The 23,873-nt window shown below is 59.0% G+C and carries 21 protein-coding genes; 16 read left to right on the forward strand and 5 right to left on the reverse strand.

Going from position 1 to position 23,873, the window contains the following annotated elements; genetic code table 11:
- Nucleotides 1-74: 74 nt before the first annotated feature.
- From CKW13_RS00805 to CKW13_RS00820, 4 genes are all read left to right on the forward strand, one after another.
- On the forward strand, nt 75-1,757 hold the full coding sequence (locus CKW13_RS00805) for a fatty acid--CoA ligase (RefSeq protein WP_095106024.1): 1,683 nt from the start codon (nt 75-77) through the stop codon (nt 1,755-1,757).
- Between the two features lie 336 nt (nt 1,758-2,093).
- Nucleotides 2,094-3,968 carry a DUF1302 domain-containing protein gene (locus CKW13_RS00810; protein WP_095106025.1) on the forward strand — a complete coding sequence of 625 codons (1,875 nt, stop codon included), beginning with the start codon at nt 2,094-2,096 and terminating at the stop codon, nt 3,966-3,968.
- 28 nt (nt 3,969-3,996) lie between these two features.
- The gene (locus CKW13_RS00815; protein WP_095106026.1) at nt 3,997-5,361 is read left to right on the forward strand and encodes a DUF1329 domain-containing protein; all 1,365 of its coding nucleotides are present in this window, start codon (nt 3,997-3,999) and stop codon (nt 5,359-5,361) included.
- A gap of 231 nt (nt 5,362-5,592) precedes the next feature.
- Nucleotides 5,593-8,328 (forward strand): LuxR C-terminal-related transcriptional regulator, encoded by a 2,736-nt coding sequence (locus tag CKW13_RS00820; RefSeq protein WP_095106033.1) that lies wholly within the window; start codon nt 5,593-5,595, stop codon nt 8,326-8,328.
- Between the two features lie 4 nt (nt 8,329-8,332).
- Here CKW13_RS00820 and CKW13_RS00825 read toward each other — a convergent pair whose 3' ends face one another.
- Nucleotides 8,333-8,911 (reverse strand): serine O-acetyltransferase, encoded by a 579-nt coding sequence (locus tag CKW13_RS00825; RefSeq protein WP_256576485.1) that lies wholly within the window; start codon nt 8,909-8,911, stop codon nt 8,333-8,335.
- Entirely contained in the window at nt 8,901-10,115 is a 1,215-nt protein-coding gene (locus CKW13_RS00830; RefSeq protein WP_095106035.1) for an O-antigen ligase family protein, read from the reverse strand. The genes CKW13_RS00825 and CKW13_RS00830 overlap by 11 nt, the downstream gene beginning before the upstream one ends.
- A gap of 276 nt (nt 10,116-10,391) precedes the next feature.
- Here CKW13_RS00830 and CKW13_RS00835 point away from each other — a divergent pair, with 276 nt between their 5' ends.
- Nucleotides 10,392-11,036, forward strand: coding sequence for an MBL fold metallo-hydrolase (locus tag CKW13_RS00835; RefSeq protein WP_095106036.1), 645 nt, complete (start codon nt 10,392-10,394; stop codon nt 11,034-11,036).
- 106 nt (nt 11,037-11,142) lie between these two features.
- Nucleotides 11,143-11,868: an OmpA family protein gene (locus CKW13_RS00840; RefSeq protein ID WP_095106037.1), complete on the forward strand. Its 726-nt coding sequence runs from the start codon at nt 11,143-11,145 to the stop codon at nt 11,866-11,868.
- Nucleotides 11,869-11,940: 72 nt separating this feature from the next.
- Here CKW13_RS00840 and CKW13_RS00845 read toward each other — a convergent pair whose 3' ends face one another.
- The gene (locus tag CKW13_RS00845) at nt 11,941-12,375 is read right to left on the reverse strand and encodes a YhcB family protein (protein WP_095106039.1); all 435 of its coding nucleotides are present in this window, start codon (nt 12,373-12,375) and stop codon (nt 11,941-11,943) included.
- A 144-nt stretch (nt 12,376-12,519) separates the two neighbouring features.
- On the opposite strand from CKW13_RS00845, the gene CKW13_RS00850 reads away from it, so the two are divergent.
- The 3 genes from CKW13_RS00850 (at nt 12,520) to zapE (ending at nt 15,713) form a co-directional block, all read left to right on the forward strand.
- The gene (locus tag CKW13_RS00850; protein WP_095107005.1) at nt 12,520-13,149 is read left to right on the forward strand and encodes an alpha/beta hydrolase; all 630 of its coding nucleotides are present in this window, start codon (nt 12,520-12,522) and stop codon (nt 13,147-13,149) included.
- 24 nt (nt 13,150-13,173) lie between these two features.
- Nucleotides 13,174-14,529 carry a tryptophan--tRNA ligase gene (locus tag CKW13_RS00855; RefSeq protein ID WP_095106040.1) on the forward strand — a complete coding sequence of 452 codons (1,356 nt, stop codon included), beginning with the start codon at nt 13,174-13,176 and terminating at the stop codon, nt 14,527-14,529.
- 89 nt (nt 14,530-14,618) lie between these two features.
- Complete coding sequence (gene zapE / locus CKW13_RS00860; RefSeq protein WP_095106042.1) at nt 14,619-15,713, forward strand: cell division protein ZapE; 1,095 nt, start codon at nt 14,619-14,621, stop codon at nt 15,711-15,713.
- Nucleotides 15,714-15,791: 78 nt separating this feature from the next.
- On the opposite strand, the gene CKW13_RS00865 is transcribed toward zapE, so the two are convergent.
- Entirely contained in the window at nt 15,792-16,688 is an 897-nt protein-coding gene (locus tag CKW13_RS00865; protein ID WP_176465032.1) for a GlxA family transcriptional regulator, read from the reverse strand.
- A gap of 236 nt (nt 16,689-16,924) precedes the next feature.
- Between CKW13_RS00865 and CKW13_RS00870 the strand changes: the two genes are divergently transcribed.
- Nucleotides 16,925-18,070 carry an acyl-CoA dehydrogenase family protein gene (locus CKW13_RS00870; RefSeq protein ID WP_176465022.1) on the forward strand — a complete coding sequence of 382 codons (1,146 nt, stop codon included), beginning with the start codon at nt 16,925-16,927 and terminating at the stop codon, nt 18,068-18,070.
- A gap of 53 nt (nt 18,071-18,123) precedes the next feature.
- Here CKW13_RS00870 and CKW13_RS00875 read toward each other — a convergent pair whose 3' ends face one another.
- On the reverse strand, nt 18,124-19,164 hold the full coding sequence (locus CKW13_RS00875; protein WP_095106046.1) for an NADP(H)-dependent aldo-keto reductase: 1,041 nt from the start codon (nt 19,162-19,164) through the stop codon (nt 18,124-18,126).
- Between the two features lie 246 nt (nt 19,165-19,410).
- Between CKW13_RS00875 and rplM the strand changes: the two genes are divergently transcribed.
- The 6 genes from rplM to CKW13_RS00905 all read left to right on the forward strand — a co-directional run bounded on the left by rplM (nt 19,411) and on the right by CKW13_RS00905 (nt 23,858).
- Nucleotides 19,411-19,839 (forward strand): 50S ribosomal protein L13, encoded by a 429-nt coding sequence (rplM, locus tag CKW13_RS00880; protein ID WP_007917032.1) that lies wholly within the window; start codon nt 19,411-19,413, stop codon nt 19,837-19,839.
- A gap of 14 nt (nt 19,840-19,853) precedes the next feature.
- Nucleotides 19,854-20,246, forward strand: coding sequence for a 30S ribosomal protein S9 (rpsI, locus tag CKW13_RS00885; RefSeq protein ID WP_003171743.1), 393 nt, complete (start codon nt 19,854-19,856; stop codon nt 20,244-20,246).
- A gap of 253 nt (nt 20,247-20,499) precedes the next feature.
- A complete protein-coding gene (gene petA, locus CKW13_RS00890) occupies nt 20,500-21,093 on the forward strand; it encodes a ubiquinol-cytochrome c reductase iron-sulfur subunit (RefSeq protein ID WP_095106048.1) in 594 nt (197 codons plus the stop codon).
- A complete protein-coding gene (locus CKW13_RS00895; RefSeq protein WP_095106050.1) occupies nt 21,093-22,304 on the forward strand; it encodes a cytochrome bc complex cytochrome b subunit in 1,212 nt (403 codons plus the stop codon). Before petA ends, CKW13_RS00895 begins: the two co-directional genes overlap by 1 nt.
- On the forward strand, nt 22,304-23,086 hold the full coding sequence (locus CKW13_RS00900) for a cytochrome c1 (protein ID WP_095106051.1): 783 nt from the start codon (nt 22,304-22,306) through the stop codon (nt 23,084-23,086). The genes CKW13_RS00895 and CKW13_RS00900 overlap by 1 nt, the downstream gene beginning before the upstream one ends.
- 154 nt (nt 23,087-23,240) lie before the next feature.
- Nucleotides 23,241-23,858: a glutathione S-transferase N-terminal domain-containing protein gene (locus CKW13_RS00905; RefSeq protein ID WP_095106052.1), complete on the forward strand. Its 618-nt coding sequence runs from the start codon at nt 23,241-23,243 to the stop codon at nt 23,856-23,858.
- Nucleotides 23,859-23,873 lie beyond the last annotated feature (15 nt).

Consider the following 23,873-nt stretch of genomic DNA (forward strand, 5'->3'; position numbering starts at 1 on the left):
TGATTTAGCGGGCTGCAAGGGTCTCTAGAGTGCTGGCTTTCAGCCAAGACCGTGCAGTCAGAAAAGGGATTCTTATGTTGCAGACTCGCGTTATCCCGCCCGCAGAAGGCGCCTACCAATATCCGCTGCTGATTAAGCGGTTGCTGATGTCCGGCAGCCGTTACGAGAAGACCCGCGAGATCGTTTACCGCGACCAGGTGCGCTACAGCTATCCGACCCTCCTTGAGCGCGTCGCACGGCTGGCCAACCTGCTCACCGCCGCTGGCGTCAAGGCCGGTGACACCGTGGCCGTGATGGACTGGGACAGCCATCGCTACCTGGAATGTATGTTTGCCATCCCGATGATCGGCGCGGTGATCCACACCATCAACGTGCGCCTGTCACCTGAGCAGATTCTCTACACCATGAACCACGCCGACGATAAGTTGGTGTTGGTCAACCATGAATTCGTGGGCCTCTACCAGGGCATCGCCGGGCAATTGACCACCGTGCAGGCCACCCTGTTGCTCAGTGATGTGGAGCAGAAAACCGCCGACCTGCCGAACCTGGTGGGCGAATACGAGCAATTGCTGGCCGCCGCCAGCCCCCAGTACAACTTCGTCGACTTCGACGAGAACTCGGTGGCGACCACCTTCTACACCACTGGTACCACCGGTAACCCCAAAGGGGTGTATTTCACCCACCGCCAACTGGTGCTGCACACCCTGGGCGTGGCGACGGTCATGGGCAGCGTCGACAGCGTGCGGCTGCTGGGCACCAACGATGTGTACATGCCCATCACCCCGATGTTCCACGTGCACGCTTGGGGCTTGCCGTACGTGGCCACCATGCTGGGCCTCAAGCAGGTCTACCCGGGGCGCTACGACCCTGAATACCTGGTGGAGCTGTGGCGCCGCGAGAAGGTGACCTTCTCCCACTGCGTGCCGACCATCATGCAAATGGTGCTCAACGCCAAGGCGGCCCAGGACATCGACTTTGCCGGTTGGAAGATCGTCATCGGCGGCAGCTCCCTCAACCGCGCGCTGTACGAAGCCTGCAAGGCCAAGAACATCCAGTTGACCGCCGCCTACGGCATGTCCGAGACGGGGCCGCTGGTGTCGTGTGCGCACCTCAATGACGAGTTGATGGCCGGCACCGACGATGAGCGCATCACCTACCGGATCAAGGCCGGGGTGCCGGTGCCGTTGGTGGAAGCGGCAATCATCGACGACGACGGCAACTTCCTGCCCGCGGACGGTGAGTCCCAGGGCGAACTGGTGCTGCGCTCGCCGTGGCTGACCGAAGGCTACTTCCGCGAACCGCAAAAAGGTGCGCAGTTGTGGGCCGGCGGCTGGCTGCACACCGGCGACGTGGCGACCCTTGACCACATGGGGGTGATCGACATCCGCGACCGGATCAAAGACGTTATCAAGACCGGCGGCGAGTGGGTGTCGTCCCTGGCCCTGGAAGACCTGGTCAGCCGCCACCCGGCGGTACGCGAAGTAGCAGTGGTGGGCATTCCCGACCCGCAGTGGGGCGAGCGCCCGTTTGCCTTGCTGGTGATCCGCGAAGGGCACGTGATCGGGGCGCGCGAGCTCAAAGAGCACCTCAAGCCGTTCGTTGAACTGGGACACCTGAGCAAGTGGGCGATCCCCAGCCAGATCGCCCTTGTTACCGAAATTCCCAAGACCAGTGTCGGCAAACTCGACAAGAAGCGCATCCGCCTCTACATCACCGAGTGGCAGGCCAACAACGCGACCTTTTTGTCCACGCTTTGAACCAGTTTGCCGTGCCCGGGCGGGCACGGCAGCCCCACCAAGCAAGCGCTTGGCTTGTCAAATCGGATTTTTCAGCCATTCTTCCCCGGTCGGCAGGGGCCGCACCCGGCAAAGGACTGTTCCAGAGTGGTTGGCAACTGCAAATCACACTTTAGAGGGATCAAGCAGTACTACCTGCTGGCTATAGTCCGCTCAAGGATTTTTAAGGACGCAGCAACCGCACACCATTGGGGGCGGCGCAACTCTGATTGACTACGGGACGACCTGGCTCCCGTCACTCAGAGCGTTTTTAAAAGTGCTCACTGCCATAACAATAAAGCACATGGAGTAGCGTCGATGACATCAGCAAACCAGTTCTGGCGCCGGGCGAAATTGCCCCTGGCGGTCAGTCTCGCCTCTACGCTCGCCGGGCCTGCATTCGGCGTCAGTTTCAACATCGGTGAAATCGAAGGTCAGTTCGATTCGTCCCTGTCGGTGGGGGCCAGTTGGTCAACCCAGAGTCCGAACAAGAACCTGATTGGTGTCAACAACGGCGGCCATGGCCTGTCCCAGACCTCCGATGACGGCCACGCCAACTTCAAGAGCGGCGAGACCTTCTCGAAAATCTTCAAAGGCATTCACGACCTTGAACTGAAGTACGGCGACACCGGTGTGTTTGTGCGGGGCAAATACTGGTACGACTTTGAGCTCAAGGACGAAAGCCGTCTGTTCAAGGACATCAGCGACGAAAACCGCAAGGAAGGCGCCAAGTCCTCCGGCGGGCAGATCCTCGACGCCTTCATCTACCACAACTACGCCATTGCCGATCAGCCGGGTTCCGTGCGCTTGGGCAAGCAGGTGGTGAGCTGGGGTGAAAGTACCTTCATCGGCGGCGGCATCAACTCCATCAACCCGATCGATGTGTCCGCATTCCGTCGCCCGGGTGCCGAGGTCAAGGAAGGCCTGATCCCGGTCAACATGTTCTACGTCTCCCAGAGCCTGACCGAGAACCTCTCGGCCGAAGCCTTCTACCAACTCGAATGGGACCAGACCGTCGTCGATAACTGCGGCACCTTCTTCTCCCAGCCCGACATCATCGCCGACGGTTGCGGCGACAACCTGCGGGTGTTGAACAAGCGTTCGCAGATCCCGGCCATCGCCCTGGGGCCATTGGCCCAGTTTGGCGTGGACGTCAACGAAGAAGGCGTGCTGGTGGCCCGTGGCGGCGACCGCGATGCCCGCGACAGCGGCCAGTGGGGCGTGTCGTTCAAGTACAACTACGCACCGCTGGACACCGAGTTCGGTTTCTACGCGATGAACTACCACAGCCGTGCGCCGATCTTCAGCGCCACCGCGGCGCCGCAGTCGATCTACACCCTGGCCCAAGGCCTGCCAGGCCCATTTGCGGCATTGGCGCCATTGTTGGTTGCGGGTAACTCCAAGTACTTCGTCGAGTACCCAGAAGACATCCGCCTCTACGGCTTGAGCTTCTCCACCACCCTGCCTACCGGCACGGCGTGGCAGGGTGAGATCAGCTACCGTCCCAACGCGCCGGTGCAGTTGAATTCCACCGACATCCTGTTCAACGGCGTGCGTCCCTTGGGCGGCCCGCTCGAGCATGCCTCGCTGCTCAACGGCCAGCCTGGCCAGGACCTGCACGGCTACCGCCGCAAGGAAATCACCCAACTGCAAACCACCTTCACCCACTTCTTCGACCAGGTCATGGGCGCCAGCCGTCTGACATTGGTGGGCGAAGTCGGCGTGACCTACGTGGGCGGGCTGGAAAGCACCTCCAAAGTGCGTTACGGGCGTGATCCGGTCTACGGCCCGGGCGAATTGCCCAATGGCACGTGCGAGTACCTCAACGGGCGCACCATCGCCGGTGCAGGCCCAGGCACCGCGAACAACAACGCCACCCGCAACTGCAACGACGACGGCTTCACTACGTCGACCTCCTGGGGTTACCGCGGTCGTGCCATCTGGGAATACAACGACGTGTTCGCCGGTGTGAACCTCAAGCCAAACGTGGCTTGGTCCCATGACGTCAGCGGTTACTCCCCTGGCCCTGGCGGCAACTTCGAGGAAGGCCGCAAGGCTGTCAGCCTCGGCGTGGATGCCGAGTACCAGAACACCTACACCGCGAGCCTGGGTTACACCAACTTCTTTGATGGCAAGTACACCACCGTTGATGACCGCGACTTCGTGGCACTCAGCTTTGGCATGAACTTCTAAGCACTGCATTTTCAGGACGAACGCACTTATGAAAATAACCAAAAGTCTGTTGCATGTCGGTGTACTGGGGCTGACGATGCTGGCCACCAGCGTGATGGCAGCGGTCCCGGCAGCCGAAGCGGACAAGTTAGGCAAAAGCCTGACGCCGATGGGCGCCGAAATGGGCGGCAACGCCGATGGCTCGATTCCAGCCTGGAAACCCCTGGCCAAGAACGCCGGTGCAGTTGACGGCGGCGGCTTCCTGGCCGACCCGTTCGGCTCCGACAAGCCGCTGTTTACCATCGATGCCAAGAACGTCGAGCAGTACAAAGACAAACTCGCCCCGGGCCAGTACGCGATGATTAAGCGCTACCCGGAAACCTACCGCCTGCCGGTCTACCCGACCCATCGCGGGGCCACAGTGCCGGATGAGATCTTCGCGTCCATCAAGAAGAACGCCACCAACACCAACCTGGTGGCGGGCGGCAACGGCCTGGAAAACTTCGAAAACGCCATTCCATTCCCGATTCCGAAAAGCGGCGTGGAAGTGATCTGGAACCACATCACCCGTTATCGCGGCGGCAGCGTGGCGCGTACCGTGAACCAGGCCACCCCCCAGGCGAACGGTTCCTACAGCCTGGTGCAACTCAAGGAACAGTTCGTGTTCCGTGAAAAAATGAAGGATTTCGATCCGGCCAACCCTGGCAACATCCTGTTCTACTTCAAGCAGGAAGTCGCCGCTCCGGCACGTCTGGCCGGTGGTGTGCTGCTGGTGCACGAGACCCTCGACCAGGTTAAGGAACCGCGTTCGGCGTGGGTCTACAACGCTGGCCAACGCCGCGTGCGCCGTGCCCCGCAAGTGTCCTATGACGGCCCGGGTACCGCCGCCGACGGCCTGCGTACCTCCGACAACCTGGACATGTTCAACGGTGCACCGGACCGTTACGACTGGAAGCTCGAAGGCAAGAAAGAGATGTACATCGCGGCCAACAGCTACAAGCTGGATTCGCCGAGCCTCAAGTACAGCGACATCGTCAAGGCCGGGCACATCAACCAGGACCTGACCCGTTATGAACTGCGCCGTGTATGGCACGTGGTCGGCACTTTGAAGTCCGGCATGCGCCATATCTACGCCAAGCGTGACTTCTACATCGACGAAGACACCTGGCAAGCAGCCGTCATCGATCACTACGATGGCCGTGGCCAACTGTGGCGTGTGGGTGAAGCCCATGCCGAGAGCTACTACAACGTGCAAGTGCCTTGGTACGCAGTAGAAACCCTGTATGACCTGCAATCGGGTCGCTACATGGCGCTGGGCATGAAAAACGAAGAGAAAAAGGCTTACGACTTCGGTTTCACGGCCACCAAGAACGACTTCACTCCTGCCGCATTGCGTCAGGCCGGTGTTCGCTAGACCCTTGTAAACAGAGGCCGCATCCTCTGCACGCCCCGACTGGTTCGGGGCGTTTTTTATGGGCGCGATAAAAGTCCTGAGCGGCAATATCAGCTTTTGAGCGCTATCAAGAGAATTTGTGTTTCGGGCTTTTTGTATTCATTTGTAGCAAACATCTTCAAACCGACGGTCTTTACCGCTAGTCTGCGGACATCTGCAATGCCGACAACAGCACATTAATAAGAGTTGGCTATGACTGACCTGTCCCGCATACCCGGGCCTTCCAGTGCTGCGGTTCCCGCCATGGAAGGGCGCTTTTACCGACCACCTTTGCCCGACGGCTACGTGCTTCGGCCTCGTTTGTGCGAGCGCCTGAGTGCCGGCTTGAGCGGGCGTTTGCTGTTGGTCAGCGCGCCGGCCGGGTTCGGTAAAAGCTCCCTGGCCGTCGAGTTCTGCCAGAGCCTGGCGCAGAACTGGCGGAGCCTGTGGCTGGGGCTGAGCCCGCGGGACAGCGACCCCGGGCGCTTCCTCGAACGCTTGCTCGATGGCTTGCAGCAGTATTTTCCGCACATGGGGCGCCAGGCCCTGGGCCTGCTGAAAATGCGCCAGCGCCATCAACCCTTCGCTTTTGAAGAATGGCTCGACGGCCTGCTGGATGAACTGAGTGACCACCTCTCGCCCGGCAACCCCCTGTTGCTGGTGCTCGACGACTATCACCTGGCCCAAGGCCCTGTGCTCGACCGCTGCTTGCAGTTTTTCTTCAACCACCTGCCCGAAGGCATGCGAGTGCTGGTGACCAGCCGCCAGCGCCCGGATTGGCATCTGGCGCGGTTGCGCCTCTCGCGCCAGCTCTTGGAACTCAGCGAGCAGGACCTGCGCCTGACCCACGACGAATCCCTGGCCTTGCTTGATCGCCACAGCAGTTCCCTGTGTGGCGAGGCCCTGGAAAGCCTGATCCTGCGCAGTGAAGGCTGGGTGGCCGGTTTGCGTTTCTGGTTGCTGGCCGTTTCCGAGGCCGGTAACGACGGTGCGTTGCCCCAGGCCTTGCACGGTGGCGAGGGGCTGATTCGCGACTATTTACTCGAAGAAGTGATCGATTGCCTGCCCCCGGAAGTGCAGTCCTTCCTTTACGACACGGCGCCCCAGGAGCGTTTTTGCAGCGAGCTGTGCGACGCGATCCGCGAGGCCCACGACAGCGCCGAGATCCTGCGTTACCTGCAAGCGCACCAGGTATTCCTCGTGCCGCTGGACGAGCAGGGGCACTGGTACCGATATCACCACTTGTTTTCCGATCTGCTGCGCAGCCGCCCCACGGCCAATGCCGTGCTGCCAGCGGCCAGCCTGCACTTGCGCGCTTGCCGTTGGTTCAATGCCCAGGGCTTGCTGGACGAGGCCGTGGAGCAGGCGTTGCGCGCCGGGCACCTGGATGTGGCGGCGAACCTGGTACAAAACTTGTCCGAAGAGCAACTGCTGGCCGAACAGAACGTCGGCATGCTCCTGCGCTGGAAAATGGACTTGCCCGACAGCCTGCTCATCAGCACGCCACGCTTGATCGTGCTCTACAGCTGGGCGCTGGGGCTGGCTTGCCAGCTCGATGCCGCCGAGGAGTTGGCCAGCCACTTGAGCCGTTTCCTGCCCGCACCCTCGGCTACTGCGCAGAAATCCATGCTGGCGCAATGGCTGGCCCTGAGCGGGATCATCGCCCGAGGGCGCGGTAATCGGGAGTTGACTCAGCTCTATTGCACCGAAGCCCTGGAAAGCTTGCCGCAAAAGCGCTATGGGCAGCGGCTGATGTGCCTTTCCACCCTGTCGAACCTGGCGATCACCGACGCCGACCTGTGGCGTGCCCGCCGGTTGAACCGCGAGTCCCTGGAACTGGCCCAGCGCGTAGGAAATCCGCTGTTTGAAGCTTTGGCCCATTACGACCGTGCGCGAGTCCTGCAGGCGCGCGGGGAAATTCTGCGTTCTCTCGATGAAGTGCATGAGGGCTTGCAGCGTTTACAAGGGCTCTCGCCTCAACGCTTGTACGCCGTGCGTGCCCGTTTGACGCTGTACGAAGGTTTTCTGTTGACCCTGCGCCTGCAACCCGAGGCTGGATTGGCAAGGTTGCAGGCTGGGTTGGTCGAAGCACGGGCGTGCCGCGATATCAGCGTGTTGATTGGCCACTGCTCCATCGCCCGCCTCGAAGGCCAACAGGGTGACTTCGCCAAGGCTTTTGCCGAGTTGGCGGAGGCGGAGCGGTTGATGCACATCTGGGATGTACCGCCCATCTACTACCTGGCGATGATTACCCTGGTCAAATGCGAACTGTGGCTGGCCCAGGGCCGTACGGACCTGGCCGAAGCCTGGCTGGCTCGCCTGGGGCAAACCTATAACGGCGTCAACGCTGCGGCGCCGCCCGAGTTCCACCCGCAACTGCCGCTGCATATCGAACTTGAGCAGGCATTGCTCGATGTCATCCTGGGGCGTGAGGCGGCAGCGCTGCAACGCCTGGATAAATTGATCGAGCACGGCCAGCAGAGCGGGCGGCAGATGCTGTGCGTGATGGCGTTGAACCAGAAAGTCGCGCTGCTATTGGGGAGTAACCGCGAAGCCCAGGCTAGCGAGGCGCTGATCGAGGCTTTTGAGATGGCGTCCGGCGGGGCCTTGCAACCTTTCCAGTGGCTGATCGCCGAGCATCCAGACTGGCTGCGGGCACAATTGCAATCCTGTGGCCAAGGCCCGCTGTTCCACAGCCTGGCCGAGCGCCTGCCCGCACCCGAGGCGCGCGACCCGGAGCCGAGCTACCAGGCCGAACACCTGAGCACTCGCGAATTGGCGGTGCTGCAACTGATCGCCCAGGGTTGCTCGAACCAGGAAATCAGCGACCAACTGTTCATCTCCCTGCACACGGTGAAAACCCATGCCAGCCACATCAACAGCAAGCTAGGGGTCGAACGCCGCACCCAGGCAGTGGCCCGGGCCAAGGAGTTAGGGGTGCTGGGGTAGCAAACTACTGCTGGAACCGCCCCATCGCGGCAGCGTCGTATTCGCGGATAACCTGCGGGGCAGGATTGAACACGACATGCCCGGCCGGCACGCTTTTGTTGAGGAAGGTGCCGGCGCCTACTACCGCGTTATCACCGAGTTCCAGGTCGTCGGAAATAATGCACGCGTGGGCATGCACCCTGACGCCGTCACCGATAACGAGCCTGATATCGTCCTGTTGCCCCTTGATTCCGATGGTGCAGTTTTGCCAGATCTTGAAGTTCTTCCCGATCTTCGCGTGGGAGGTGATGACAATACCAGTGGGGTGGGCGATCCACAGGCCTTCACCCACTTCGGCGCCCATCATGATTTCCACATTGAACGTGCGGCTGGTTTTTTCATTGAGCAACTTGGCGCGGCGTCGCCAGAACTTACTGTCGCTTTTATTCATGGCGTAGGCCAAGCGATACCAGAAGATATAGCGATATCTATTGTTTCTGCGGCACTTCTGGATAATTCGCTTCCACTTGAACGGTTTGTCCAGGCTGCCAATGATTTCGATATGCCAATAACGTTTGGCTACCCGGAAAATATCAGCCAGCATGAATTTTTCCTTGGGTTTGTGCAGGGGTAGGGCTGGGTTGTGAAAGAACCAGGCCTATGGGTAACCAGAATACCAGCCAGTAAACACCTGGCCTGTTCATGACGGTGTGATAGTCGAACAGTGCAGTGGTGGTGGCAAATATCAAAAGAGACAAACCCAAACCCCCTAGTGGCGTTGACCAATAAGAGCGAATCAGTGAACGTTTGAACGCAAGTATGAGCATGCTCAGTAGCAAGGTTAAGCCGATGATTCCGTACTCATAGAAGAACTGCAGGAACAGGTTGTGAGCCTGATTGAAACAATGATTTTGCGCGATGCAGATCTCAAACTTGCGGCCCGCCCCTGCACCGATCAGCCAGAACTCTTTGATACGGTCAAACCACTGCCCCCAAATGATGTCCCTGAGGCTCAGGCCACGGCTGAACAAAACAGGCCACAGCCAGATGGCAAGTAAACCCGCCAGCCCTGCTGCCAGGAGCAGCCATTTTCTAGAGTGCCTGTTGTGATGAAGCAGCGCCGTCGTCAGGATGGCCAGGCCATAACCCAGCCAGACGCCACGAGAAAGGGTGCAATACAGGTAAAGCGATAAGCCACATAGGCAGACAGCGATCAGGGTAGACGTTACTCGGCTGTGCTTACCTGTCATTAATTGATGAAAACCATATACCCCGAAAAAACCGTAATACAGGGCGGCGATGATCGGGTTCTGGAAGTCGGCATACTTTTCATATCCCAGGCTGAATAAACGGTAATTGCCCAGGAAGATGTTTTTTTCTTGTGCGATCGATTGCACCACCAGGCTGGCGATTGCAAGAATGCCAGCAATGAAGAACGATACGTTCAAACACATCGTCAGCCGGTTCTCCCTGGCCAAGATGGCGACAGTTGCCAGGTACAAGAGCACATAGAGGGAGGTCTTGAATTGGGAGAAGGCCGAGTTTTCCGAATGGCTGTTTATGCCTGCAATGACGATTGTAAACAGCAGCATTGAAATAACAGGCAAGTAGGCCGTGCTGAAGATTTTCTTGCGTAGCTGAACGTCGAACAGGCACAGAATCAATGCGGGAATAAAAAGCCCGGCATTGGACAGTGTCGTATGTTTACTGCCATCCGTAATCAGGGGGATTCCGACGATGTGGGTAATGAATCCCAGTGTCAATATCATCAATGCGAAGCGCAGGAAAAAGTTACCTGTAAGAATCATGCAAAATCCATTATCTGGTTAGGTCCATTAATTACTGCCAGTGCAACGCAGCAGGACTTTGATAAGCCGTTATGATGCGAGCGGGCACGCGGCTTTTGCATTCCTTGCAATGACGCCAGGTACGAACATCTGTTTGGCGCGGATGTTTCAATCAATGGGACCGACCATTCCAGCGTGGGCCGGCAGTGTAGCCATGACTTCGCGTTGCATCATTAGTGATTGTCATTGGCTACCGGAGGGTGTCTAGAATGTGCCGCGAATCTTACAGGAGTCCCCATGCACGCAGCAAAGCCCCAACTCATCCGCGAAACCTTCCCTGTCGGCCCGTTGCAGTGCAACTGCACGATCATTGGCGACCCCGTGACCAAGAAAGCGATAGTCGTCGATCCGGGGGGTAATCACGAGTTGATTCTGGCGCGGCTCGATGCACTGGGGCTCAAGGTCGTCAGCATCATTCACACCCATGCCCACCTCGACCACTTCCTGGCCTCTGGCCAGTTGAAGGAGAAGACCGGCGCGACGTTGCACCTACATAAGCAAGACCAGTTCCTCTGGGACAACCTGGAGATGCAGTGTGGGATGTTTGGCGTGCCTTACGTGCCGGTACCGTCGCCGGACCGCTGGTTGGCCGATGACGAAGAATTGGCTTGCGGCTGCGGCGTGGCGTTGCATACGCCGGGACATACGCCCGGTTCCATGAGCTTTTGGTTTTCTGAGGCTAAGCTGTTGATTGCCGGTGACACCCTGTTTCGTCGTGGCGTCGGGCGGACGGACCTGTGGGGCGGTGACCAAGCCACCCTCGTGCGCTCGATCAAGCAGCGCCTATACACCCTGGACGAGGAGGCGACGGTGGTCACCGGGCATGGCCCTGATACTCACCTGGGCGATGAAATGCGTGAAAACCCTTTCGTACGAGCCTGAGTGCTGGGGTGGCGCGGAATTTTTGCCGATTGCCGTGTTCCAACGCCTGCACAGGTCCATGCCAAGGTCCGTTGCACCACAGAATGAAAAAAAGTAGGAGCTTTCCATGTTGACCTCGCGTCGTTTGATTATTGTCGCAACGGCTGTGGCCTTGTTGTCCGGCTGCGCCTCACCCAATCCCTATGATGGTGGCCAGGGGCAGGCCGACGGTTCCACGGGTATGAGCAAGACTGCCAAGTACGGTGGCCTCGGTGCATTGGCCGGTGCCCTGGCGGGCGCGGCAATCGACCACAACAACCGTGGCAAGGGCGCATTGATTGGCGCTGCGGTGGTCGGGGCTTCGGCCGCGGGCTACGGCTACTATGCCGACCAGCAGGAGAAGAAGCTGCGCGCCAGCATGGCCAACACCGGTGTGGAAGTGCAGCGCCAAGGCGATCAAATCAAGCTGATTATGCCGGGCAACATCACGTTCGCGACCGATTCGGCGAACATCGCCCCCAGCTTCTACCAACCTCTGAATAATCTGGCGAACTCGCTCAAGGAATTCAGCCAGAACCAGATCGAGATCGTGGGCTACACCGACAGCACCGGTAGCCGTCAGCACAACATGGACCTGTCCCAGCGCCGGGCGCAGAGCGTGGCGACTTACCTGACATCGCAAGGTGTCAGCGGTGCCAACCTGTCTGCGCGCGGTGCTGGCCCGGATAATCCGATTGCGAGCAATGGCGATGTGAATGGCCGTGCGCAGAACCGACGGGTCGAGGTCAATCTCAAGGCGATCCCAGGCCAGCAGTACCAGCAACCTCAGGGCCAGCAATATCAGCAGTACTAAATAAACGGCTGCTACGAAAAAGCCCGCCCGATCATTGATCGGGCGGGCTTTTTTATGTCGCTTGTGACCTGATTATTTTTTCAGGCCGTAGTGCTCGTCCAGCATCCCCGGTGCGTTGGGGGTTTTCGGGGCGTAGTCCCGTGGTGGTTCCTGGTCCCGTGGCGGCGTCAGGCGCTCGCGCGGTGCCTGGCTCGCGTCGGCGTGCAGGGCAGCCAGCAGGCGTTGGCGGGTCAGTTCGTCCAGGGCCAGGCGGTTGGCGCCCTCGGCGAGGTGGTCTTGCACCTCCTGGTAACTCTGAGTGAGTTTCTTGACCAGGGTCGCGGTGCTGTTGAAGTGGGTCACCACTTCATTCTGATAACTGTCAAAACGTTCCTGGATGTCGTCCAGCTGACGCTGCGTGCGGTTAGGCGCCGCATTGGGCAGCAGGCGAGCGACCAGAAATCCAATAGCGACACCGGCAACCAGGGCAAGAGTCGGCAACAACCAAACTAAGAGCGAGTGTTCCACGAGTCCTTCCTCTATAAACGGCTTTGCTTTACGTTAACGGCTCGAACCTGCGCTGTATACCGCGATTAGCTCGCAATAGATTGGCACAGACAATTTGCTAGACGAGTCGACCCGATTCGAGGTCACGGAGTTCCTTCCTTGCTGATGCGTGAAACCCCCGTAGTGATTGATGGCCCCGTGGGTCGTCTGGAAGCCTTGTACCTGGACAACGAGGCCCCCCGAGGCCTGGCCCTGATTTGCCATCCCAACCCGGTGCAGGGCGGCACCATGCTCAATAAGGTCGTATCGACCTTGCAGCGCACCGCCCGCGACGCCGGTTTGATTACCCTGCGCTTCAACTACCGAGGCGTGGGCGGCAGCGAAGGCAGCCACGACATGGGCAGCGGCGAAGTCGATGACGCCTGGGCCGCCGTCCAGTGGCTGCGGGCCAAGCACCCCGAACTGCCCCTGACTTTGATGGGTTTCTCGTTCGGCGGCTTTGTCGCGGCCAGCCTCGGCGGGCGCCTGGAGGCCACGGGCGAGACGCTCAAGCACTTGTTCATGATCGCTCCCGCAGTCATGCGCCTGGGCCCCAACGACCCGTTGCCGCTCAAGGGTGAGCTGACCCTGATCCAGCCCGACGCCGATGAAGTCGTCGAGCCGCAGTTGGTCTATGACTGGTCCGCCGCCCTGCAGCGCCCCCATTCCCTCGTGAAAGTGGCAGAATGCGGGCACTTTTTTCACGGCAAGTTGACCGATCTCAAGGATCTGATCCTGCCGCGCCTCTCGAATTGATTGCAGCCTGATAAGCGATTACCCATGACCACTCGTACGCGAATCCTCACTGGCATCACCACCACTGGCACGCCGCACCTGGGCAACTACGCTGGGGCCATTCGCCCGGCGATCCTGGCCAGCCGCGACAGCAATGCCGATTCTTTCTATTTCCTCGCCGACTACCATGCCCTCATCAAGTGCGATGACCCGCAGCGTATCCAGCGCTCGCGCCTGGAAATCGCCGCGACTTGGCTGGCCGGTGGCCTGGACGTGGATCGCGTAACCTTCTACCGCCAGTCCGATATCCCGGAAATCCCCGAGCTGACCTGGCTGCTGACCTGCGTAGCGGCCAAAGGCCTGCTCAACCGCGCCCACGCCTACAAGGCCTCTGTGGATAAGAACCTGGAAACCGGTGAAGACCCGGATGCCGGTATCACCATGGGCCTGTACAGCTACCCGGTGCTGATGGCAGCCGACATCCTGATGTTCAATGCCCATAAGGTGCCGGTCGGCCGCGACCAGATCCAACACGTCGAGATGGCGCGCGACATCGGCCAGCGCTTCAATCACCTGTTCGGCCAGGGCAAGGAGTTTTTCGCCATGCCCGAAGCGCTGATCGAAGAAAGCGTCGCCACGTTGCCGGGCTTGGACGGCCGCAAGATGTCCAAGAGCTACGACAACACCATCCCGCTGTTCAGCAGCGCCAAAGAGATGAAGGACGCCATTTCGCGGATCGTCACCGATTCGCGCGCGCCCGGCGAAGCCAAGGACCCGGGCAACTCGCACCTGTTCACCCTCTACCAGGCCTTCTCGACGCCGGCCCAGGCCGAGGAGTTGCGCAGTGAGCTATTGCAAGGCCTGGGTTGGGGCGAGGCAAAAAACCGCCTGTTCCACTTGCTCGATGCCGAGTTGGGCGAGGCCCGCGAGCATTATCACCAGTTGATTGCACGCCCGGCCGACCTCGAAGACATCCTGCAATTGGGTGCGAGCAAGGCGCGGGCCGTCGCTACGCCTTTCCTTGCACAGCTGCGCGAAGCCGTGGGCCTGCGCTCGTTTGTCAACCAAGTGCAGGTCGCCGCCGCGCCGAAAAAGAAAGCTGCGAAAACCGCGCGTTTTGTCAGCTTCCGCGAAGACGATGGCAGCTTCCGTTTTCGACTGCTGGCGGCGGATGGTGAACAACTGCTGCTGTCGCGCACGTTTGCCGATGGCAAGGCTGCCGGTGCCGTGACCAAGCACTTGCAAGGCGATGAAGAACTGGACCTGCGCACCGCCGCCAATACCTTCAGCCTGTGGTTGCAGGGGGAATGCGTGGCCGACGGCCCCGAGTTCGCCGACAGCGCGGCCCGCGACAGCGCTATTGCCGCTCTGCGCGCTGCCCTGGCGCCCCAACAGGACTAATGTGGTGGCGGCCCGACCAAGGGCTGATTGCCATTCTCCAGGGCCGTCGTTACAGTGACGGCCCGTTTTTGTTGCCTTGCTAACGAATTATGACGCCCCTAGAACGATATCAAGCTGATCTGAAACGCCCGGAATTCTTTCATGACGCAGCCCAGGAAACGGCGGTGCGCCATTTGCAGCGCCTGTACGATGACCTGATCGCGGCCTCGCAGAACAAGCCGGGTCTGTTGGGCAAATTGTTTGGCAAGAAGGATCAGGTGCCGGTCAAGGGGTTGTACTTCTGGGGCGGTGTGGGCCGGGGCAAGACTTACTTGGTCGACACTTTCTTTGAAGCCTTGCCGTTCAAGGAAAAATCCCGCACCCACTTTCACCGCTTTATGAAGCGCGTTCACGAAGAAATGAAGACCCTGCCGGGGGAAAAGAATCCGCTGACTATCATCGCCAAGCGTTTCGCTGACGAAGCGCGGGTGATCTGCTTCGATGAATTCTTCGTTTCCGACATCACCGACGCCATGATCCTCGGCACGCTGATGGAAGAATTGTTCAAAAACGGTGTCACTCTGGTGGCGACATCCAACATCGTCCCCGACGGTTTGTACAAAGATGGCCTACAACGTGCGCGCTTCTTGCCGGCTATTGCGCTGATTAAGCAGAACACCGACATCGTCAACGTCGATAGCGGCGTGGACTACCGCTTGCGTCACCTGGAGCAGGCCGAGCTGTTCCACTTCCCGCTGGACGAAGCAGCCCGCGAAAGCCTGCGCAAGAGCTTCCGCGCCCTGACGCCGGAATGCACCCAGGCTGTCGAAAACGATGTGTTGATGATTGAGAATCGCGAAATCCGTGCCCTGCGTACCTGTGACGATGTGGCCTGGTTCGACTTCCGTCAGCTTTGCGACGGGCCGCGTAGCCAGAACGACTACATCGAGTTGGGCAAGATCTTCCATGCCGTGCTGATTAGCGATGTGGAGCAGATGAGCGTCACCACTGACGACATCGCGCGCCGTTTCATCAACATGGTCGATGAGTTCTACGACCGTAACGTGAAGCTGATTATCTCTGCCGAAGTCGAGCTCAAAGATCTCTACACGGGCGGGCGCCTGAATTTCGAGTTCCAGCGCACCCTTAGCCGATTGTTGGAAATGCAGTCTCACGAATTCCTGTCGCGGGCGCACAAGCCGTAAGGCAATTCTGAAAAGTAAGAAGGCCTGCAGCGATGCAGGCCTTTTTTGTGCCCAAATGCTTGTGGGCGCGAGGTTGATTTAGGCTGCCTGCTGGAACTGCTGGCGGTACTGGTTCGGTGACAGCTCGGTGTGCTGGCGGAACAGCCGTGCGAAGAAGCTTGCGTCGTCGTAGCCGACTTCGTAGCTGATGGTCTTGATGCTCTTGCGGCTGGCCGAGAGCAGGCCCTTGGCGGTCTCGATGCGTAGGCGTTGCAGGTAATGCAGCGGCTTGTCGCCGGTGGCGGTCTGGAAGCGGCGCATGAAGTTGCGAATGCTCATGCCGTGTTCGCGGGCCACATCTTCAAAGCGGAACTTGTCGGCGAAGTGTTCTTCGAGCCAGTGCTGGATCTGCAGGATGATGACGTCCTGGTGCAGCTTCTGCCCGCCGAAACCGATGCGGCCGGGGGAGTAGCTGCGTTGCACTTCGTAGAGGATGTCGCGGGCCACGGCTTGGGCGACGTTGGCGCCGCAGAAGCGTTCGATCAGGTAGATATACAGGTCGCAGGCCGAAGTGGTGCCGCCAGCGCAGTACAGGTTGTCTGCGTCGGTCAGGTGTTTATCTTGATTGAGCTGGACTTGAGGGAAGCGCTCTTCGAAAGCGTTGAAGAAGCGCCAGTAGGTGGTCGCTTCCTTGCCATCGAGCAACCCCGCCTCGGCGAGCCAGAACACTCCCGTGGCCTCGCCGCAGAGCACCGCGCCACGTGCGTGCTGGGCCCGCAGCCATGGAATCACCTGTGGGTAACGTTTGCACAGGGTTTCGAAATCGTCCCAGAAGGCCGGCAGGATAATCACGTCGGTATCGGCCAGGCCGCCGTCCACCGGCAGGATCACATCGCTGAAGCTGCACACCGGTTGGCCGTCAGGGCTGACCAGGCGAGTCTCGAAGGCGGGCGTGAGGCCCTGGCCCAATTGTTTACCGTAACGCAGGCTGGCCAGGTGGAAAAAATCCTTGGCTTGCATGAGGGTGGAGGCGAAAACCCGGTCGATCGCCAGGATGCTGACGCGCCGCAGGGGCATGGAGAGTTGGATAGACATAATTCAATTTATTCTTATAGGGGAAAGTGGTCACCAGACGGCTGGATCGTCTTATTTTTTGTCGGATGTGTCCAGTGTCCTGTCGCGAGTGGGAGGCTTAGGCTCAAGAGCGCAATTTCTTCCAACAATAATTACAGGTGCCCTGCATGATCCCCAGAACCTTGTTCAGCCCCGAGCACGAGCTCTTTCGTGACAGTGTTCGTACCTTCCTCGAAAAAGAAGCCGTGCCGTTCCACAGCCAATGGGAAAAACAAGGCTACATTGACCGCCAGTTATGGAACAAGGCAGGGGAAGCGGGGATGCTTTGCTCCCATTTACCCGAGGAATATGGCGGGTTGGGTGCGGACTTTCTCTACAGCGCCGTAGTGATCGAAGAGGTGGGGCGCCTAGGGTTGACCGGCATTGGTTTTTCGTTGCACTCGGACATCGTCGCGCCCTATATCCTGCATTACGGCAGCGAAGCCTTGAAGCACAAATACCTGCCCAAACTGGTTTCGGGCGAGATGGTTACGGCCATTGCCATGACCGAGCCGGGGGCAGGTTCCGATCTGCAAGGGGTGAAAACCACGGCCGTGCTGGATGGCGACGAGTACGTGATTAACGGCTCGAAAACCTTCATCACCAATGGCTTTCTCGCCGACCTGGTGATTGTCGTGGCCAAGACTGACCCGAAGGCTGGCGCCAAGGGCACGAGCCTGTTCCTGGTGGAGGCGAACACGCCGGGGTTCGCCAAGGGAAAACGCCTGGAGAAGGTCGGGATGAAGGCGCAGGACACCTCCGAGTTGTTTTTCCAGGATGTGCGCATCCCCAAGGAAAACCTGCTGGGCCAGGCCGGAATGGGCTTTGCGTATTTGATGCAGGAACTGCCACAGGAGCGACTGACCGTGGCGGTGGGCGGCCTGGCTTCGGCCGAGGCGGCGCTGCAATGGACGCTGGAGTACACCCGCGAGCGCAAGGCATTTGGCAAGGCGATTGCGGAGTTTCAGAACACTCGCTTCAAGCTCGCGGAAATGGCCACTGAAATCCAGATCGGCCGGGTGTTCGTCGACCGCTGCCTGGAGCTGCACCTACAAGGGAAACTGGATGTGCCGACCGCTGCGATGGCCAAGTACTGGGGCACTGACCTGCAATGCAAAGTGCTCGACGAGTGTGTGCAGTTGCATGGCGGTTACGGTTTCATGTGGGAATACCCGGTTGCACGGGCCTGGGCGGATGCCCGGGTGCAACGGATCTATGCCGGGACCAACGAAATCATGAAAGAAATCATCGCGCGCTCCCTGTAAAAGAGTGCCTGCTCCCACGGAGTGTTCCCTGTGGGAGCAGGTCTAAGGTTCGATCAAGGGGCCGGGTTCGGCAGTGCCTTGTGGATCGCCTCGATACCCGCCACAACTTCCTGCGACAACACCAGCTCGGCGCTCGCCAGGTTGCTTTGCAGTTGCTCCAGAGTGGTCGCGCCAATGATGTTGCTGGTCACGAACGGCTGTTGGGTGACGAATGCCAGGGCCATTTGTGCCGGGTCCAGGCCATGTTCGCGGGCCAAGGCCACGTAGCGGCTGCACGCGGCTTCCGACTGCGGGTTGAAATACCGGCTGAAACGGCTGTAGAGGCTCAGACGCCCCTTGGGTGGCCGGGCCCCGCCCTCGTACTTGCCGGACAGCATGCCGAACGCCAGCGGCGAGTAGGCGAGCAGCCCGCACTGTTCGCGCAGGGCGATTTCCGCAAGGCCCACTTCAAAGGTGCGGTTGAGCAGGTTGTACGGATTTTGGATCGATACGGCCCGCGGCCAGCCTCGGGTTTCGGCCAGGGCAAGGAATTTCATGGTGCCCCACGGCGTCTCGTTCGACAGGCCGATATGGCGGATCTTACCGGCCTTGACCTGCTCGTCGAGGGCTTCAAGGGTTTCTTCAAGGGGCGTGAAGTCTTCGTCGGCCTTGTGGGTGTAGCCCAGTTGGCCGAAGAAATTGGTGCTGCGTTCCGGCCAGTGCAGTTGGTAGAGGTCGATCCAGTCGGTCTGCAGGCGCTTGAGGCTGGCGTCCAGGGCTTGGACGATATGGGTGCGGTTGTGCTTGAGCTGGCCGTCGCGGATGTAATCGATGCCGTTGCCGGGGCCGCCGATTTTGCTGGCCAGGACCCAGTCCGTCCGGTCGCCGCTGGCCTTGAACCAATTGCCGATATAACGCTCTGTATCGGCGTAGGTTTGTGCCTTGGGCGGCACGGGGTACATCTCGGCGGTATCGATGAAATTGACCCCGGCCTGCTTGGCCATTTCAATTTGGGCGAAGGCTTCAGCCTGAGTGTTTTGCTCGCCCCAGGTCATGGTCCCGAGGCAGAGGGCGCTTACATTCAGTTCGGTTCGGCCCAGCTTGCGATAGTCCATCGGATGCTCCTTCGGCAAAACATTCATAAAAGCAGGTTGAAAATTTTTTCGCAATCTGCATAATTACGCCCCTCTTTCTGCAGTGGAAGTGATGCGCCGCCTGCCGAAGAATCTTGCCGTTGAACGGACGCGCTGACCCGAGCCCCCGATAGCGTCTGTATCCGGCTGCCTTTGACTTGTCAAAGTACGCACTATTCAGTAAGATCCGCCGTCTAATTTACAGGGCGGCCCCTGAGGCTATAAAGAATGAAAACTTTTACTGCTAAACCGGAAACAGTAAAGCGCGACTGGTTTGTCGTCGACGCTGCTGGTCAGACCCTGGGTCGTCTGGCCACCGAGATCGCGAGCCGTCTGCGTGGCAAGCACAAGCCTGAGTACACTCCTCACGTTGACACCGGCGATTACATCGTCGTCATCAACGCCGAGCAAATCCGTGTAACCGGCGCTAAAACCACTGACAAAATGTACTACTCCCACTCCGGTTTCCCGGGCGGCATCAAGTCGATCAACTTTGAAAAGTTGATTGCCAAGGCCCCTGAGCGCGTGATCGAGACTGCGGTCAAAGGCATGCTGCCTAAGAACCCGCTGGGTCGCGACATGTATCGTAAGCTGAAAGTCTATGCGGGCGCTGCTCACCCTCATACTGCTCAGCAGCCCCAAGAACTGAAGTTTTAACGGAATAGTTCATTATGTCGGCGACTCAAAATTACGGCACTGGCCGTCGCAAGACCGCAACCGCACGCGTTTTCCTGCGTCCGGGCACTGGTAACATCTCGATCAACAACCGCACCCTGGACAACTTCTTCGGCCGCGAAACTGCCCGCATGGTAGTTCGTCAGCCGCTGGAATTGACCGAGACCGTTGAAAAGTTCGACATCTACGTCACTGTTATCGGTGGCGGTGTAAGTGGTCAGGCTGGCGCAATCCGCCACGGTATCACTCGCGCTCTGATGCAGTACGACGAAACCCTGCGTGGCGCTTTGCGCAAAGCTGGCTTCGTAACTCGCGATGCTCGTGAAGTTGAACGTAAGAAAGTTGGCCTGCGTAAAGCGCGTAAGCGTCCGCAGTACTCGAAGCGTTAATTCGCTTTTGCGTTCAAAAGCGCCCAGTTTCCTCACGGAGCTGGGCGTTTTTTATGGGCGTTCGTTTTTGGTGTGACAACTTGCCACAGCCGTAAAACCCCTATACTACAAGGCTTCTGGCTATCCATGGGTGGTAATTACCTTGTCAGAATAGGGGCTTTTCATTACCATTCTGCAAAATTTTTATAAGTTCAGATTTTTACTTAGTAGATGCCTGATTTAACAGGCCACAAAGCTGATGGGAGAGGACTGAATGAGCAATGACGGCGTGAATGCAGGCCGGCGTCGCTTCTTGGTAGCAGCCACATCCGTGGTGGGTGCTGCAGGAGCGGTGGGGGCTGCGGTCCCGTTCGTGGGGTCATGGTTTCCCAGTGCCAAGGCGAAAGCCGCAGGTGCACCGGTGAAGGTGAATGTCAGCAAGATTGAGCCAGGCCAGCAGATGGTTGCTGAGTGGCGCGGTCAGCCGGTATTCATTGTCCGCCGGACTGAGGAAATCCTGGGGAATCTGAAGAAGATCGAGGGCCAGCTATCTGACCCTGACTCCAAGAATTCGGTACAACCGACCTACGTCAACCCGGAGCTGCGTTCGATCAAGCCAGAGATTCTGCTGCTGATCGGGATCTGTACGCACTTGGGTTGTGCCCCGACCTTCCGTCCAGAGGTGGCGCCTGCCGACCTGGGCAAGGATTGGGTGGGCGGTTACTTCTGCCCTTGCCACGGTTCTCACTACGATCTGGCTGGCCGCGTCTACAAGTCGCAACCTGCGCCGCTGAATCTGCCTGTGCCACCACATTCCTATGATTCGGACGATGTCATAACCATCGGTATCGATACGGAGAACGCGTGATGAGCAAGTTCATGGATTGGGTTGATGCGCGCTTTCCCGCGACCAAGATGTGGGAAGACCATCTCAGCAAGTATTACGCTCCAAAGAACTTCAACTTCTTCTACTTCTTTGGCTCCCTGGCCCTGCTGGTTCTGGTCAACCAGATCGTTACCGGTGTCTGGCTGACCATGAGCTACACCCCGTCGGCGGAAGAAGCGTTCGCTTCCGTCGAGTACATCATGCGTGACGTCGAGTACGGCTCGATCCTGCGTCTGTTGCACTCCACCGGCGCTTCGGCGTTCTTCATCGTGGTCTACCTGCATATGTTCCGTGGCTTGCTCTACGGTTCGTACCAGAAGCCGCGTGAGCTGGTGTGGGTCTTCGGCATGCTGATCTACCTGGCGCTGATGGCGGAAGCCTTCATGGGCTACCTGCTGCCTTGGGGCCAGATGTCCTACTGGGGGGCGCAGGTCATCATCTCGCTGTTCGGTGCGATCCCGGTTATCGGTGACGACCTGACTCAGTGGATCCGTGGGGACTACCTGATTTCCGGCATCACCTTGAACCGCTTCTTTGCGCTGCATGTTGTAGCCCTGCCGATCGTGATCCTCGGTCTGGTGGTGCTGCACATCCTGGCGCTGCATGAAGTCGGCTCGAACAACCCCGATGGCGTGGATATCAAGAAGCACAAGGACGAGAACGGCGTACCGCTCGATGGTATTCCCTTCCATCCGTACTACACCGTGAAAGATATCGTCGGCGTCGTAGTGTTCCTGTTCGTGTTCTGCTCCATCGTGTTCTTCTTCCCGGAAATGGGCGGCTACTTCCTCGAGAAGCCTAACTTCGAGCAGGCGAACCCGTTCAAGACCCCTGAACACATCGCACCTGTTTGGTACTTCACTCCGTTCTACGCAATTTTGCGGGCGGTTCCGGACAAGCTCATGGGCGTTATCGCCATGGGCGGCGCCATCGCTGTGCTGTTCGTCCTGCCTTGGCTTGACCGCAGTCCGGTCAAATCCATGCGCTACAAGGGCTGGATGAGCAAGATCTGGCTCTGGGTGTTCTGCATTTCGTTCGTGATCCTGGGTGTGCTGGGTGTGCTGGCGCCGACTCCGGGTCGTACGTTGCTGTCGCAGGTATGTACCTTCCTGTACTTCGCCTACTTCATTCTGATGCCGTTCTACACCAGGCTTGAGAAGACCAAACCGGTTCCGGAAAGGGTGACTGGCTGATGAAAAAGTTATTCGCTGTACTGATCCTCGCTGCTTTGCCTGTGTTCTCCTTTGCGGCCGAACACGGTGGTCCAGAGCTGGAAAAGATCGATATCGACCTCGCTGATAAAGCCGCATTGCAAGATGGCGCGCGTACGTTCGCCAACTACTGCATGGGCTGCCACAGCGCCAAGTTCCAGCGCTATGAGCGTGTAGCTGACGACCTGGGGATTCCTCATGATCTGATGCTTAACAACCTGGTATTCACTGGCGCCAAGATCGGCGACCACATGAAGATCGGCATGCAGCCTGCTGACGCCAAGACCTGGTTCGGTGCGGCACCGCCCGACCTGACCCTGGTGGCCCGTGTGCGTGGTACCGATTGGCTCTACGGTTATCTGAAGTCGTTCTACGAAGATCCATCGCGTCCTTTCGGGGCGAACAACAAGGTCTTCCCGAACGTCGGTATGCCTAACGTCCTGGCCGGCCTACAAGGTCGCCAGGTCGTGGGTTGCAAGCAGATTCAAGTCGTCGAAGACGGTAAGAAGCAATATGATCCGTTGACTGGCACGCCTCTGACTCACGAAGCGTGTGACCAACTGACCATCTTGCCGAAAACCGGCGCGCTGACTGAAGAGCAGTTCGATGAGAAGGTCAAGAACCTGGTGACCTTCCTGGCCTACTCGGCCAACCCGGTCAAGCTGGAGCACCAACGTATCGGTACTTACGTGTTGCTCTACCTGGCTTTCTTCTTCGTATTCGCTTACCTGCTCAAGCGCGAATACTGGAAGGACATTCATTGATAAAGCTGTAAACCATTGCTGTTAATCGCGCGCGCCCAGGGGCGCCTCCGCAAGATTAGGGAAGCCGGCACCGTCCGGCCTCTCTATGGGAGGCGCCCTCTGGGCGCGCGCGTTTTTCCGCTTTCGATAATTTCAACAAGCGAGGAGGACCGCCATGGGCGTGACCAATCGGTTGGCCTGTTACTCCGACCCCGCCGACCACTATTCCCACCGAGTACGCATCGTGCTCGCAGAGAAGGGTGTCAGCGCCGAGATCATCAGTGTGGAGGTGGGACGTCATCCGCCGAAACTGATCGAAGTGAACCCTTACGGCAGCTTGCCCACCCTGGTCGATCGTGACCTGGCGTTGTGGGAGTCAACCGTGGTGATGGAATATCTGGATGAGCGTTATCCCCATCCACCCTTGCTACCGGTCTATCCGGTGGCGCGTGCTAATAGCCGCCTGCTGATTCACCGCATCCAGCGTGACTGGTGTGGCCTGGTGGATTTGATTCTGGATCCACGCAGCAAAGAAGCGGCGCGTGTGCAGGCCCGCAAGGAATTGCGCGAAAGCCTGACGGGGGTTTCGCCACTGTTCGCGGACAAGCCGTTTTTCCTCAGTGAGGAACAAAGTCTGGTGGACTGCTGCCTCTTGCCGATACTCTGGCGCTTGCCGATTCTTGGTATTGAGTTGCCGCGGCCTGCCAAGCCGCTGCTTGATTATATGGAGCGCCAGTTTGCGCGCGAGGCTTTCCAGGCGAGCCTGTCTGGTGCCGAGCGCGACATGCGCTAAGGCTTAAGGAGCCGC

The organism is Pseudomonas sp. Irchel 3E20 (assembly GCF_900187645.1).
Taxonomy (GTDB): Bacteria; Pseudomonadota; Gammaproteobacteria; order Pseudomonadales; family Pseudomonadaceae; genus Aquipseudomonas.